The organism is Solwaraspora sp. WMMD1047 (assembly GCF_029626155.1).
Classification (GTDB): Bacteria; Actinomycetota; Actinomycetes; order Mycobacteriales; family Micromonosporaceae; genus WMMD1047.
The window spans coordinates 4,379,581-4,393,474 of sequence record NZ_JARUBL010000001.1; the positions used below are offsets into that span (position 1 = coordinate 4,379,581).

Below are 13,894 nucleotides of genomic sequence, written 5' to 3' on the forward strand. Positions count from 1 at the left end.
CGGCTTAACCAGTGCCTGCGCTGCCTCCGTCGGATTGAGACGCCACCGGACGGCCTACGACAAACCGGTGACCGTTCATATCGCCAATTTCTGGCGTAGCGGTACAGTCGCTCGGCTTCCGCTCATGGCCACGGTCGCAGGTCAATGAAACAAGTAGCCGATGTGCGTGCACAGCTGACCAGGCGAAATGTCTACTGGCACACATCGAACAGGTGGAAGGGGTGCGTACCCTGACTGTTGACACTGTCGGTGGCCATACCTCCCATTCAGGAGTGTCGGACCCACCGGGCACAATCTTGGGGTCCATAGGTTGGGGGTGGAGCAGGTCCACCCCGCGATGCCGGAGGTTTGCATGGCGGAAGATAGTGAAATCCACTCGCGTACGTCCCCGAGCCGCGTCTTCGAGTCGGACCGTAGCCAGAAGCTCAACGCGGCGGGAGCAGCCGCCATCCCGGTAGTCACCAGCAGCACCCCGCCGCCTCCACCGCCTCCGCCTTCAGGTACTAAGGCGAACGCGGAGTCATGATCCCGTCCACACCGTTGGGTGTGGCGCTGCTGCTGATGCTGATCGCTCCCGGACTCGCCTACGTTCTGCGTCGCGAGAGGGCCGTACCGACGGGGCCCCGGACGGCGTTCCGGGAGGCGTTTCAGGTCATCTTTGTCAGCGTCGCCAGCCTGACGACCGTTGGTCTGCTGGCGACGCTGCTGCGTGCCATTGCCCCAGATCGCACCCTCAACGTGCGCGGCCTGATCCAGGCACCCGGGCCGTTCGCCCGCGACCACCACGTGCAACTCGCGTGGTGGTCCTTCGGGTTGCTTGCCGCTGCCACCGTGCTCGCGTGGGTCATGGCCGATCCGCGGATAGGCCGCTTGGCGCGACGGCTAGGCGGGCGGCGTCCCATCCGGTGGTTGACCGGTGCGGGCAATGAGGACATCACCGAAGTATCGGCGTGGTGGCGCGTCTTCGAGGAGTTGAAACCGGTTGGAACAGGGATCACTACCGTCGGCGTCCTCCTAGACGATGGCTCGTACGTCCAGGGCAGCTTGGTGTCCTCCACTGCTGGCGGCCTCGACTACGACAAGCGGGAGCTTGTTCTGACCGCACCGCTGGTCTACGTGACGTCGGACGGTGGTCACCACGTTCTGCCCGCCCAGATGGTGGTGATCGCAGGGCGCAACATTAACCGGCTCGACGTAACACACCTTCCCACCGAGATTTCCGATCACGGATCGGACCAGTCGGAACCGAATGGAACCGGAACGCGGGCAGGTCGCTGATCTGCCCGATTGTTCTCAGTGCAACCAGCCATGAATCCGCACCGGGACAACTTAGGGGCCATCTGCATGGAGCGCATCGCGGTGGAGGACTACCGAATCGTCGTAATAGCTGACGGCGTGACGGACTCCGTCAGAAATAACAACAAAGGCCACTTATACGAGCGTTTTATCGCGCTTCTTCTCCGCGAATACGGATACGACACCCCAGGCGAGAAACACATGAATCCAACGTCTGAGGGAATTGAGCTAGACGTCGAGGTTTCCAACTCGTTCACGGGACGTACCGCGGTCGTAGAATGCAAGGCGTACAGCACGAATGTGTCAGCCCAGGCCCTTACGTCCTTCTACGGCAAGCTCAAGATGGAGCAAGAGGTCAATCCTGATGTCGAGGGCTATCTGTTTGTGTTGCCCCGGCTTGTTAAGCCAGGGCACGAAAAGGCAAAGGCTGCGCAAGAGCGCAATCCAATGTTCCACTACTACGACGCGCAGCAGGTAGTGGAGTTCTTGGTGGATCGCGGTCTAGTGCGGCCAGCTCACCTAGTCCTGCCGTCGGATGTTGTCCCGAGTGATCCAGTAATCGTCATCACTGAGGACGGCCTCTACTCGTGTGCCACAGTATTGGATCCATATTCCAGGCGACCAGAATATATTCTGGTCTGGGGGCGCTATCCGGATTCGGTTGTGCCTGAAACGGCTAAGCGCCTGATTGAGACTTCGGAGTATGGAAATGGGCTCGGAGTCCGTCCCATCGACGATAATCACGTATTCAGTCCCACTCGTTCGTCGTCAGATTTTCCTCGACCTGTTGTAGTTACGGTACGCGGCAGTTCCGAAGATTTCGAGTACGAGTTCCCGGCGTCTCCCGAGTTCTTCGTCGGCAGGCGCAATACGGTTTCAGAAATGACTAGGATACTAGAGGCAGGCAAGGGTTCTCTTGTTCTCAACGCCCCATCCGGATCGGGGAAGAGTTCCCTCGCCCTAAAGCTGAAGGATATGCTGGAAGAACGCGGAGGCTTCGGCATTGTCATCGATAGCAGGACTGCGTCGTCGCCGTTATTCGTTACAGAGGCACTTCGAATTGCCGCGCAGAGAGCGGAGGAGGCAGGACTCATAGTCCTTCCGGCGGACAGCTCTTGGGCTAGCCTTCAGAGCGCCACGGCAACGATTGATCGGGCAACGTGGAACCGCCGACAGCCCTTGATGATTTTCTTTGATCAGTTTGAGAATGTCTTCCAGGATGTACCGACAACGCGGGAGTTCCGCGACCTAACCTTCGTTGCCCAAGAGTTGATGCGTCCGGTCTTACTGGGCTTTGCATGGAAAACTGACATTGTAGGATGGACTGAATCTCACCCTTTCCATCTTCGCGATGAAATTCGCGAGAAAAGCGTAAAGGTCACGCTCAGTCCCATGGGCGCTAGAGACATTGATGGCCTTCTTCGGCGACTTCGGAAGCGGCTTGGTCAAGACATCATCCGCGAGCTGAGTCAACGTCTACGCGAGTACTCGCAAGGGCTCCCTTGGCTCTTTAAGAAGTTCGCGGGGCACGTGATCCGGGAAATCGAGGAGCGAGGTACGACTCAGGAACAACTAGTTAGCGAAGCGATCAACATCCAGAGCCTATTCGAGTCGGAGTTGAGCCTTCTGAACCCGACGGAGCAGGATGCCCTTCGTTATGTCGCATCGAATGCACCCGTCTCGGCCCTCGAAGTGACGGAGCGGTATGGCAGTGCGGTCATAACCTCTCTACTTCACGCCAAGCGTCTTCTGGTGGCAGTAGATGAAAAGCTTGATACGTATTCCGACATCTTTCGAGACTTCTTAAAGTTTGGTAGAGTTTCGATTCAGGACTCGTACACGATCGGCCTCAATCCTCAAGCGGTCGCCCCTGTCGTCGTGGAAGTCATGAAGGCGGGCGGAGACCTCGCAATTGCGGATGTTGCGACTGCGGTCGGGGCTACCACTGGAAGCATTGTCAATACATCGCGGACGCTTCGCCTCTTAGGAATTAGTGTATTTGAGCCAAACAGGATCCGTCTGGCTCAGGCTATTGTCGGCTCCGTCGACCAAGAAGCGGTACTGCGGAGAACCGTCGCTGATGCCATGAAACAGCACAAGGCATATTCTACGTTCCTGAGGCTGGCGGAGCGGCATTCAGACGGAATCGATATCCCACTGTTTGCAAGTGAATTGGCTCAAGCATATCCGGCAATCGACAAGCGGAGCGAAAGAACCTGGGCAACGTACGCCAGAGCGTTCGCTCTTTGGTTCGAATATGCGGGAATCGCTCAACTGGACAATCACAACTTAAGACTCCCGTCAGAGGACCACGCCGGCAAGGGTACCTTGTTGATGACCTCTCGACTTCGGGCTATTCGCGTCGAGTCAATTAATGGTGGACCTGGTCCATCCTTGCGGCTGTTGGAGCTGGCTAGCAGGCGCGCCGTGAAGGTGGACGAACTCAGTCGTGGCCAGCAGCGTGCTGCGCGCAATCTGCGTGTATTAGGACTCGTGCAGGAACAACACAGGGACGTCCTGCTTCCTGCGCCTGACGTATTTGTTGAAGGTAAGCTGGCTGGACCTGCGCTCCTGCGCGGACTTCTGACCTTGCCTGGTGGTCCAAGAGCCGTGAGCCTCCTTGAAGGAGATCCTACCGTCGACAATCTATCGCTTGGGCGAGCGCTCATAGAAGGGCCTCCGGCAAGACTAAAGGACAGCACGATTGAACTGAATGGTAAACATTTTCGTAGCTGGGCGAGACAAGCAGGTGTGTCAATCGCGAGAGCTCGGGCTGTAGACACTGTACCTACCCCAGACGTAAGCGAGCGCGACTCACTGTTTTAAAAGCGGCTACTTCGTCTCTACAGACAATCTCGATTCTACCAACGCCGAGACTTAAGCGCATGGTAGCTGTCGGCGGGACTTCGGCATTAGCGTCCTATGGAGCGATTTTCGCCTACAGGTCAGGTTCACTCTTCTGCCGCCGACCGAGCGTAACCCTGGATGAGTGCCGTCCCGGTCGTCAACCTCCAGCCGATGAGAGAGCGACTGCCCAGGTGCCTAGATCGAAGCCTGGCCAGCCACGATCATAGGGGCGATGAAGCAAGTGGTAGTCGATGAGCGGACCTCTGTCGACGACGTTCCGTGCTGCCGTAATGGCCTTGATGATTAAGTAGGGGCATAATTTGCCTCGATTGCCGCCTCATGTCGACCAAGATCACGTGCACGGATCTGCCGCAGAGAACGGGTGCTGGGTCCCCAGCGTAGCCTGTGCCCAGCCCGCTGGTCGGCACGCATCGCAGCCACCCTTTATAACGCACCGCCCTCGTCCGCAGCGACGCCTCGGTGGAACAGGAGGTTAAACGACAAATTTAGCATCTGAGCTTGAACTGGCATTGCTGCCTTCAGTCATACTTCGCGCGTTTGGTGGTGGCCGTCGTAGCGGGCCGGACCGAAGCGCTTCCTAGCCTTGAGGCGGCGGCTTTCGAGGCGGATGTCGCGTCGTTGATCGTCGCGCGTCATCTCCAGTCCTTGGATGCTAATCCCGTCGTCGTAGTCCTCGCCGCTGTAGTAGCGAGAGGTGATCTCGTGCTCAGTTTCGCCCAATCTCTCCTCCCATACGGCCAGCCGGGCATGGTCGCTGTCGTACTCGTCGCCGTCAGATGGGGCGGGCAACCGGGAGAGAATGTAGTCGAGCACCTCGGCGTCGCTCTCGGCCTCCACGGCGAGCTGAGTGTCGGTTTCCCTCAAGTCCTTAAGCGCCTTCTCCAGCAAGTCGAGACGCTCGTAGAGTTTCGGGTCGGGCCAGAGGATGGTGCCCTCGCGCCAGTTGAGGTTGGGCATGGAACCGATGGCAGCCACGGTGACCATCAGCAGGCCGAAGACCAGCACGACCATGGGGGTACCCAAGGGCCACTCGGAGAGCAAACCGACGACACCCACTGTGGCCACGCCGAGGCCGAGCAGGATCAGCAGGACACGGGTGTTGACTGGCAGACGCATCAGCACAGAGTAGAGGCCATCGGCGAGGAGGCGAGGCAGATGCGACCACGAGCTGAACAGATCGAAGTAGAAACCCGGCCATGAACTATGCCAAATCGGTTCACAGCAGACGCACGACGATTTAGCGCCACCGCGCCGTTTCGGCCTCGGTGAACGCCCTGTTTTGCCGCCGACAGCGCGTTCACGGCCGCCGGTGCGACATCTCCCCGCACTCGTCGCAACGCAGCCATTTCGGGAGGTCGCGCCAAGGAGGCTGGACGGGCACCAGAACCAGTAGCTCCCATGGATAGCCGCACAGAGCGTTGTCGCTGTCACGTACCTGTAGGTGACAAGTGGCCGTCGGCTTCTCCGGTTCGACGTCGTAACGCAGCTGCGTTTGCAACTCACCAAACAACAGCATGAAAGCATGCCACCACCGACGTCGGGGCCACCCCAGGCGTTCGGTGGCGACGAGACACGGCATCTTCGCATGATCGCAGGGCTGTCCAGCGAGTTGCTCTCGTGCCGCCGGGAGGGTGTCGGCCGTGCGATCTATCGGCGGGAGTCCCGCCCTTCGGGCTTCATAGCCCACAGCGCCTCCATCGGTGTGCGGCCGGTTTTCGCGGCCAGAGCGGCGATCGCCGTCGCGGCGAGAGCGGTGAGGTTCAACGCGTAGGCAACCCCGTTGTCGCGCACCGCAGCGTCCGCGATGTTGTAGACGTCGGCGTCCTCGTCCGCGAGATACGCAGCGACACCTCTGACAGCAGCTTGGTACGCACTGTCGCCGGTCCGTTGCCAATTCACAGCTCAAGTATCCCAAGCGGCCCGAACACTCCCCGCGACGCCCGCTTCTGGCCGCGATTCGCTCGCTACGCAGCGTCACAGACCCTGATTGAGGGCCGGCCCGGCTGATGAGTAGCGCACGTATAAGCGGATTTGCGGTTTGACGATCAGCTTGCCCGCCGGTGGGGAGGGAACGGGCGTATCGGTCGGGTAAGCCCGGAGGTGGGGGTCGGCAGCGCGGTCGCGGTCCCAGGCGTCGATCTGCTCGACGACGCGGATGGCGAGTTGCTCGCCTGCTGGGCCGTGCCCAATGGCGCCGAGCTGCCAGCGTTCCGGCGACTCCTGCCTGCGGCGGATGGTGAAGTAGGCCACCGAGCCGTCCTCGACCAAGGCAGGGCTGCGGGTGGCGATGGCCGGCGTGCACAGGCCAGAGCGGACCGCCCGCTGATCAGCCTGGATCCGGACCGTCCCAGCGTGCACCGTGCTCAGGTGCAGCCAGATCCGGTCGAAGGGCTCCTCGCCGCCGACGCTGGCATCCGACCACACCTCCAACCTGTCCCGGTCGAGGACGCCGTAGAGAGCGGTGATGTCGATTGGCTGGTCTATGTCGTAGTGCAGGGTGACCAGGCGGTCGGCGTCGATGGTGGCGCTCTGTTCACCGGGCTGGCCGAGCATGGGAACGAACCCGCACAGGAAGACCCAGTCGGAGTTCCAGTGGTCGTCTCGCTTGACGAACGCGACGGCGCGGGTGGTGCCGCGCCAGCGCAGCGGCAGGACCAGCCGGCCGCCGGGAACGAGCTGGTCCCACCAAGCGTGCGGGATGTCCCAGGCGCCGACGGTGACGATGATGCGGTCGTACGGGCCGTGTTCGGCGGCGCCTTCGGCGCCGTCGCCGGTGATCACCCGCACGTGGCCGTAGCCCGTGGCGTCGAGGTTGCGGCGGGCGGCGGCGGTGACGTCGCTGTTGATGTCGATGGTGGTGACCTCGCCGGTGGCGCTGGCCAGGGTAGCGAGAAGTGCGGCGTTGTAGCCGGTGCCGGCGCCGATCTCCATGATCTTGTGGCCGGGTCGCACATCGAGTGCGTCGAGCATTCCGGCGACGATGGTTGGACCGGAGGCACAGCTCAGATGGGCGCCGTCGGGGAACGTATGGGTGATGACGGCCTGCTCGTTGTAGGCGTCGGTGATCGGCGCGGCAGGGACGTATCGGTGCCGCTCAACCTGTCGCAGCGCCGCCTCGACCGCCGGGGTGAGCCGCTGACCGGCGAGAATGCGCTCGACCATCTGCGCGCGCAGGACCTCCGGAGCCGTGCCGGTTGTGTTGGTAGACATCGCGGTTTCCTTCCGTCCCGATCGTCCAGGGCCATGCCGAGCCCAACGAGACCGCAAACCCATCGTCGCGCACGGCTACGCTCCGGGCTGCAGATGGCCAGCCAACCCGATCTGGTCATTGGGGACAATGTGTACGGGTAGCCTCCCTTGGTGACCTCCTCATCGTCTGGCGACTACACGGCCACGTTGCCGCGCAAGCGGATGGGCTCCGCCGTGCTTCTGCGCAACGACGACGGTAGAATTCTGCTGGTCGAGCCGGTGTACAAGGACTACTGGGAGCTGCCCGGCGGCGCGGTGGACGCAGACGAGTCGCCGTACGACGCCGCAGTGCGCGAGTTGGAGGAAGAACTCGGCCTGGGGATCGCCCCCGGCCGGCTGCTGGTGGTGGACTGGGTGCCGCCGCGTACCGGCCGTACGGAAGGGGTCATGTTCATCTATGACGGCGGGCTCCTGGACGCGGCCCGGACCGACGAGATCCACCTGCCCGCTGACGAACTGCGGAGTTGGGCGTGGTCAACGCTGATCGAGGCACAGCAGCGGCTCTCACCGCTGCTGGCTCGACGGGCCGCCGCCGCGATGGAAGCGGTCTCCGAGGGCGTAACCGTCTACCTGGAAGACGGCAACCGCATCGTTTGACCTGGGTTCACAGGTACCCGTGGTGAGCGGCGCGGCGGCGATCTTGGCGTGGGGACGTCACGGCCTCTGGGGTGTGCCGAGGGGCGGAGCTTCCGTCTTGTCGCGCACGCCGAGTACCTCGTTGACGAAGTCGTCCTTGTTGCGCGCGTAGGAGGCGAGGTCGGCGCCGTGCGCGTACGCGAGATCGCGCTTGAGTTGCTCGTACCGGGATCGGTAGTCCGGACGGCGCCGCAGCGCGTCGCGGAAGGCGACTCGTCGCCGCCAGAGCAGGGAGGTCGGCTCGGTGAGATGAAGCTGGTGCGTACGCTCCCACCAGTTGTCGGTCTCCGGCTTGAAGAAGTAGTGCGCCTCCTCCGGACGGTGCACACCGTTGCGGTAGCCGAGAGCGTTCGCAACCTCGATGGCGGCCGCCGCCTCTGACAGGCTGCGCACCGGAGCCATCATGTCGATGATCGGCTTCGCCGACAGACCCGGGACCGAGGTGGAGCCGATGTGCTCGACCGGCCCGACCAGCCACCGCGCCAAGGCGGCTTCGAGGCTTACCCGCTCCTGCTCGAAGAGCACAGCCCAACCCGGGTCGTACGGGCTGAGGGTGACCGGTGCGCCCTCCACGAGAACCACCTTTCTGGACGCGCCCCGGCAGTCCGGCGTCAGTGAAACTCGGCGACGACCTCGATGACACCGACGATGTTCGCGTTGAACTCGGGAAGGTCGGCGGCCGGGATCCAGTACTCCAGGATGGTCCGGCCGCCGACCTGGTGCACGTCGTAGCGGTCGAGGAACGTCTTGCGTACCCGGAATCGGGTCACGTAGCCCGCGCCGGAGGCCGGGACGTTCCAGTCCCGGGCGATCATCGTCGCGTACTCCTCGTTGCAGACCGGATAGAAGATCGGCTGGTCGGACAGGCGCGGCGGCCAGCTCCGCCACCCCGACGCCTCCACCAGCGCCAGCTCCTCCGGACCCGTGGGACGCCAGAGCGTCACCGTCGCGCAGTCGTTGATCACCGACTGATGGTCTGCCATGGGGGTGTCACGTGCCACCGGATAACCGGGCGGCCGACCTCACGTCAGGTGTCGGGCGAAGAACCGGCTCGTGTCGTCCCCCTCGAACTGCGGGACGCCGGTGTGTCCGCCCATGTTGGCGTGCAGCGTCTTCTCCCTGGAGCCGAAGGCGTCGAACAGGTCCAGGGCCAGCTGCCGATCGTTTCCCTCGTCGTCCCACTGCAGCAGGACCAGCAGCGGAATGGAGACCTGCCGGGCCTCCTCGAACATGATCCGGGGTACGAAACTGCCGGCGAAGAGAAGAGCGGCCGAGATGCGCGGCTCGACCACCGCCAGCCGGACACCGATGGCGATCACCCCTCCCGAGTAGCCGACCGGGCCACCCACCTCGGGAAGCGCGAGGAGAGCGTCCAGGGCAGCCCGACACTCCGGCACCGCCTTGTCGACCAGCGGGAGGACGAGCCGGTCAACGATCTCGTCGGCCACCGGCTCGCCGGCCGCCAGCGCCCGCTGCAGGTCCGCGCGGGCCTCCTCGACGGCGGCGAAGCGGGGTCGGTCTCCGCCGCCCGGAAGTTCGATGGTGGCCGCTGCGAAGCCTTCGGCCACGGCGTGCCGGGCCCGAGCTGCCAGCCGGAGGTACATCCGACGCAGTCCGCCCGGGTGGCCGAGCAGGATCAGCGGGGCCGGCGCGGACCCGGACACGGGAGTCCACAGGATGCCGGGGATCTCACCGAGAGTGAACTCGCGCTCCAGGACACCGTCGTCGAGGCGCTGCTCAGAAGTGAATCGCATGGGTCGTACCTTTCAGGGAGTGCTCGTGAACGGCGCTCCCGGACGATCTATCGCCCGACCGTGACCCCACCGGGGAGCACCCATGTCGAAACATCCACGGGTACCACCTCCTCGGTCTCTCGCACGGCTTCGGCAACGTAGCAGCGGTCGCGGTGGTCCGCCAGTGAATTTGCGGAGGCGGGCGTCGGCGGGTCAGGTGCCGTCGGTCACGTGATGACCGCGAGCGCCTTCGGCGCGCTCTACACGCTCGATCCCGGTGTCCACCGAATTCCTGCCGGAGCAACTCCGCTCCGATCGCCCTTGACGAGCTCACGGGGCGGGGCATGCGCCCCGCCCCGCGTCGCGCAGATTCGCGCGGCTCAGCCCACCCAGAAGAAGGTCTGGTTGGCCCAGGGACTGCACGTCCAGAGGATCAGCCGGTCGCCCGGCGATCCATAGCCGGGGCTGTTGAGGCAGAACCCGGTGTTCCTGTTGGCGACCCGGCTCTCCATCTTGGTGATCACCTGGAGGTTGCTCGTGTGCGTGTCCCACTCTGCGTTGCTGACATTGCAGGAGTTGCCGCCGACGGCGTTCACGATCGGCGCCCCGTTCCACGCCGAATTGGTGTTGAGGTAGATGCATCCGCCCGATCCCTGGTTCACCCATGCGTAGCGGGTGCCGCTCTTCCGCATCGGCCACCAGTTCTGGAGAGTGGACGTACCACAGGTCGCGGTGACCAGCGGTGCACCGCTCGCGGCCGTGGTCGGCTGGATGCAGAGGCCCCCCGCGGTTCTGAGCTGTGCGAAGACTCCCGCCGCCTGCGCCGGTGAGCCGGCCTGGACCACGAAGAAGGATGCGGCAAGCGCCAGCGCCGCACCCAACCTCGCCAGTCTCGACATGGCGAGCGTCGTGAAGATGACACCCACCTGCCTTGCCGGTCGGGTCGAATGGTGCGGTGCCTGCGGTGACCCTTGCCGCCGGGATAGCTGTTCGACGATCATGCTGTTCCTCCGACTGATTCTGGTAGTTCGCCCCGCCCAGGTGGCGATTCCTTGGTGCGGTGACCAATGCCGACAGCGTGTCAGTGGGTTGTGGACGGATCTGTTGCAGTGCTGTTGACGGGCCATCCGGCGGCCGCTAGACAGATGCCGGGGATTCCGGGGGTGTGAGATGTTGCGGCTGTTGGGCCTGGTCGAAGGATGGGATCCGGCGGGATCGACGCCGGACTCACCACGGCAGCGGCTGGTGCTCGCCGCGCTGGCCGTCGATGCCGGGCGGCCCGTACCGGTGGATGTCCTCGTCGACCGGGTGTGGGGCACGAGTCCCCCGCCGCGGGCGCGGCGGACCTTGCAGGCGTACGTCGCTCGCACCCGGAGGGCGCTCGCCGTCGTGGACGTCGGCGACGACCGGGTGCACATCGAGGGCCGCTCCGGCACCTACGCGCTGGCGATCGATCCCGAGCGGGTGGATCTGCACCGGTTCCGCCGGCTGGTCGGTCAGGCGGTTGATCCGGCGTGCCGTTCCGCCCGGCGGGTCGACCTGCTCCGGGCAGCGGTGCGGCTGTGGCGCGGGCCGGCGCTGGCCGGGCTGGACGGCCAGTGGGCCGACCGGATGCGCGAATCGTGGCAGCAGGAGCGAATCGCTGCCACGGTGGCCTGGGCTGATGCCGAGCTCGCGGCCGGAGAACCGGAGCGTGCCTTCCGCTCGGTAGCCGACCTCGCCGCCGATCATCCGCTCGTGGAGTCGTTGGCCGGGGCGTTGATGCGGCTCCATGCCCAGGCCGGTCGGATGGCCGAGGCGCTGCAGTGCTATCAGGATGTCCGGGAGCGGCTGGTCGACGAGCTCGGGGTGGATCCGGGTCCCCAGTTGCAGGAGATGCACCGGGCCGTGCTTCGGGGCGAGTTGTCCGCCAGGCCGGTTTCCGGGTCGAACGGATCGTCGTCGGTGGCCGCCGACGATGAGTCCGCGCCCGCTCAGCTTCCGCTCGATCTCGCGGCGTTCGCGGGGCGCCACGACGAGATCGCCTTTCTTGACGCGCTACTGGACGCCGAGGGCGACCCGGCCACGACGGTGGTGGTGCTGTCCGGTACCGCCGGGGTCGGCAAGTCGGCGCTCGCTGTGCACTGGGCGCACCGGGTCGCGAAGCGGTTCCCCGACGGGCAGCTCTTCATCAACCTGCGCGGGTTCGACCCGAGCAGCGCGGCGGTGACAGCAGCCCAGGCGATCCGGGAGTTTCTGGAAGCGTACGGCGTCGCGGCCCGGCGGATCCCGGACAGCCCCGCCGCGCAGGCCGCGCTCTACCGCAGCGTCCTGGCCGGCCGGCGGGTGCTTGTGGTACTCGACAACGCCCGCGACGTCGAACACGTCCGGCCGCTGATGCCCGGCACCTCAGGTTGCGTCGTGCTGGTGACAAGTCGCGAGCAGCTCCTGCCGTTGGCGGTCGCCGAAGGGGCCCGGCTGTTGACCCTCGACCTGCTGCCGCCCGCGGACGCGCGGGCCCTGCTCGTCCGCCGGCTCGGCGCCCACCGGGTCCAGCAGGAACCCGTCGCGGTCGGAGAAATCGTCGCCCGCTGCGCCAGGCTGCCGCTCGCGTTGGCCATCACCGCCGCGCACGCCGCGACCCGCCCGGCCGTCACCCTCGCCGCGCTGGCGGCCGAACTCCGCGGCGCGGCCGGCGCCCTGGACCCGTTCGCGGACGGCGACCCGACGATCGACATCCGCGCCGTCTTCTCCTCGTCCTACCGCACACTGAGCGAGCCGGCCGCCCGCCTGTTCCGGTTGTTGGGGGCGCACGCCGGCCCGACTATCGCCGCACCCGCCGCGGCCAGCCTCACCGGCCTGCCACTGTCGCGGGTACGTGCCCACCTGGCCGAACTCTGCCGCGCGCACCTGCTGACCGAGCAGTCCCCCGGCCGATACGCCTTCCACGACCTGCTTCGGGCGTACGCGGCCGAGCAGGCATCCGACCGGACCGATCAGCGCCAGGCTCTACACCGCCTGCTCGACCACTACCTGCACACCGGACACCTTGCGGCCGACGCGTTGCACCCGCCGTTCAGCACGATCCGCCTCGCCCCGGCTCAGACCGGCGTGACCACCGACGAGGTCGCCGACGCCCAGGCCGCGCAGGCCTGGTTCGACGCCGAACTGCCGGTCCTGCTGGTCGCCGCCGGCCAAGCAGCCCAGCACGGCTTCGCCCGCCACGCCTGGCAACTCGCCTGGGTCGTGACCCGCCCGCTCGACCGGATCGGACGCTGGCAGGACCTGACCGCCGTCCATGACATCGCGGTGGCCGCGGCGCGGGCCGCCGACGACCGCGACGGGCTGGCGCACGCCCAGCGCGGCCTCGGCTGGGCGCATTTCCGTCTCGGCCGGCTCGACGACGCCGTCCAGCTGCTCACCCTGTCCGGCGACCTGTTCGCCGAGGTGGGTGACCCGAGCGGCCTGGCCCACGTCCACCTCAACCTGAGCCAAGTGCTTGAACGTGACGGCCGGCTCAAGGAGGCGTTGATCCACTCCGAGCAGGCCCTCGACCTGTTCGAGTCCGCCGGTCACCGGGCCGGGCAGGCGTACCTCCGCAACGTCGTCGGCTGGAAACACGCGTTGCTCGGTGACCACGAGCAAGCGCTAGTCCTGTGTCGGCAGGCCGTCGCCGAGTTGCAGGACGCCGGCGACCAGCAGGGCGAGGCGGACGCCTGGGACAGCCTCGGCTACGCCCACCACCACCTCGGCGCACACCAGCAAGCCACCGCCTGCTACCAGCGCGCGCTGGCGCTGTTCGCCATCACCCACGACAGGTACGGCCGGGCGGCCACGCTCGCCAACCTCGCCGACACCTACGAGGCCGCCGACGACCCGGACGCGGCTCGGGCCGCCTGGCAGGAGGCCCTGACCCTGCTGACCGACCTCGACCACCCCGACGCCGACCGGGCCCGCGAGCGTCTGCACCTGCTCACCCGACCGGTGCTAGAGCGCGGTTCGAAGGTTCAGGCCCACATGCCATGCAGAACCTGAACGTTGGCCGCCCGGCGTAGTCAAGACGAGGATCTGGAACCGGACGGATTCGCGGTCGGGTGGTCGATCAAGGGTCGACGCTTTCGAGTAGCGCGTCT

At 65.3% G+C, this 13,894-nt stretch carries 11 protein-coding genes; 4 read left to right on the top strand and 7 right to left on the bottom strand.

What is annotated here, in order from left to right; genetic code table 11:
- The first annotated feature begins 522 nt into the window (after window positions 1-522).
- Window positions 523-1,278 carry a DUF6338 family protein gene (locus O7627_RS19965; protein ID WP_278095024.1) on the top strand — a complete coding sequence of 252 codons (756 nt, stop codon included), beginning with the start codon at window positions 523-525 and terminating at the stop codon, window positions 1,276-1,278.
- A gap of 66 nt (window positions 1,279-1,344) precedes the next feature.
- A complete protein-coding gene (locus O7627_RS19970) occupies window positions 1,345-4,122 on the top strand; it encodes a restriction endonuclease (protein ID WP_278095025.1) in 2,778 nt (925 codons plus the stop codon).
- Between the two features lie 564 nt (window positions 4,123-4,686).
- On the opposite strand, the gene O7627_RS19975 is transcribed toward O7627_RS19970, so the two are convergent.
- The 3 genes from O7627_RS19975 to fxlM all read right to left on the bottom strand — a co-directional run bounded on the left by O7627_RS19975 (window position 4,687) and on the right by fxlM (window position 7,437).
- Entirely contained in the window at window positions 4,687-5,280 is a 594-nt protein-coding gene (locus tag O7627_RS19975; RefSeq protein ID WP_278095026.1) for a hypothetical protein, read from the bottom strand.
- A 531-nt stretch (window positions 5,281-5,811) separates the two neighbouring features.
- Window positions 5,812-6,063, bottom strand: a complete 252-nt coding sequence (locus O7627_RS19980; RefSeq protein ID WP_278095027.1) for a hypothetical protein — start codon at window positions 6,061-6,063, stop codon at window positions 5,812-5,814.
- 75 nt (window positions 6,064-6,138) lie between these two features.
- On the bottom strand, window positions 6,139-7,437 hold the full coding sequence (gene fxlM, locus O7627_RS19985) for a methyltransferase, FxLD system (protein ID WP_278095028.1): 1,299 nt from the start codon (window positions 7,435-7,437) through the stop codon (window positions 6,139-6,141).
- 87 nt (window positions 7,438-7,524) lie between these two features.
- On the opposite strand from fxlM, the gene O7627_RS19990 reads away from it, so the two are divergent.
- Complete coding sequence (locus tag O7627_RS19990; protein ID WP_347404665.1) at window positions 7,525-8,010, top strand: NUDIX hydrolase; 486 nt, start codon at window positions 7,525-7,527, stop codon at window positions 8,008-8,010.
- Between the two features lie 57 nt (window positions 8,011-8,067).
- Here O7627_RS19990 and O7627_RS19995 read toward each other — a convergent pair whose 3' ends face one another.
- The 4 genes from O7627_RS19995 to O7627_RS20010 form a co-directional block, all read right to left on the bottom strand.
- On the bottom strand, window positions 8,068-8,622 hold the full coding sequence (locus tag O7627_RS19995; protein ID WP_278095029.1) for a GrpB family protein: 555 nt from the start codon (window positions 8,620-8,622) through the stop codon (window positions 8,068-8,070).
- A gap of 38 nt (window positions 8,623-8,660) precedes the next feature.
- Window positions 8,661-9,032 (bottom strand): hypothetical protein, encoded by a 372-nt coding sequence (locus O7627_RS20000; protein WP_278095030.1) that lies wholly within the window; start codon window positions 9,030-9,032, stop codon window positions 8,661-8,663.
- 39 nt (window positions 9,033-9,071) lie between these two features.
- Window positions 9,072-9,803 carry an alpha/beta hydrolase gene (locus O7627_RS20005; RefSeq protein ID WP_278095031.1) on the bottom strand — a complete coding sequence of 244 codons (732 nt, stop codon included), beginning with the start codon at window positions 9,801-9,803 and terminating at the stop codon, window positions 9,072-9,074.
- 359 nt (window positions 9,804-10,162) lie between these two features.
- The gene (locus O7627_RS20010) at window positions 10,163-10,783 is read right to left on the bottom strand and encodes an RICIN domain-containing protein (RefSeq protein WP_278095032.1); all 621 of its coding nucleotides are present in this window, start codon (window positions 10,781-10,783) and stop codon (window positions 10,163-10,165) included.
- A 169-nt stretch (window positions 10,784-10,952) separates the two neighbouring features.
- Here O7627_RS20010 and O7627_RS20015 point away from each other — a divergent pair, with 169 nt between their 5' ends.
- Entirely contained in the window at window positions 10,953-13,796 is a 2,844-nt protein-coding gene (locus O7627_RS20015) for a BTAD domain-containing putative transcriptional regulator (protein WP_278095033.1), read from the top strand.
- The last annotated feature ends 98 nt before the right edge of the window (window positions 13,797-13,894 follow it).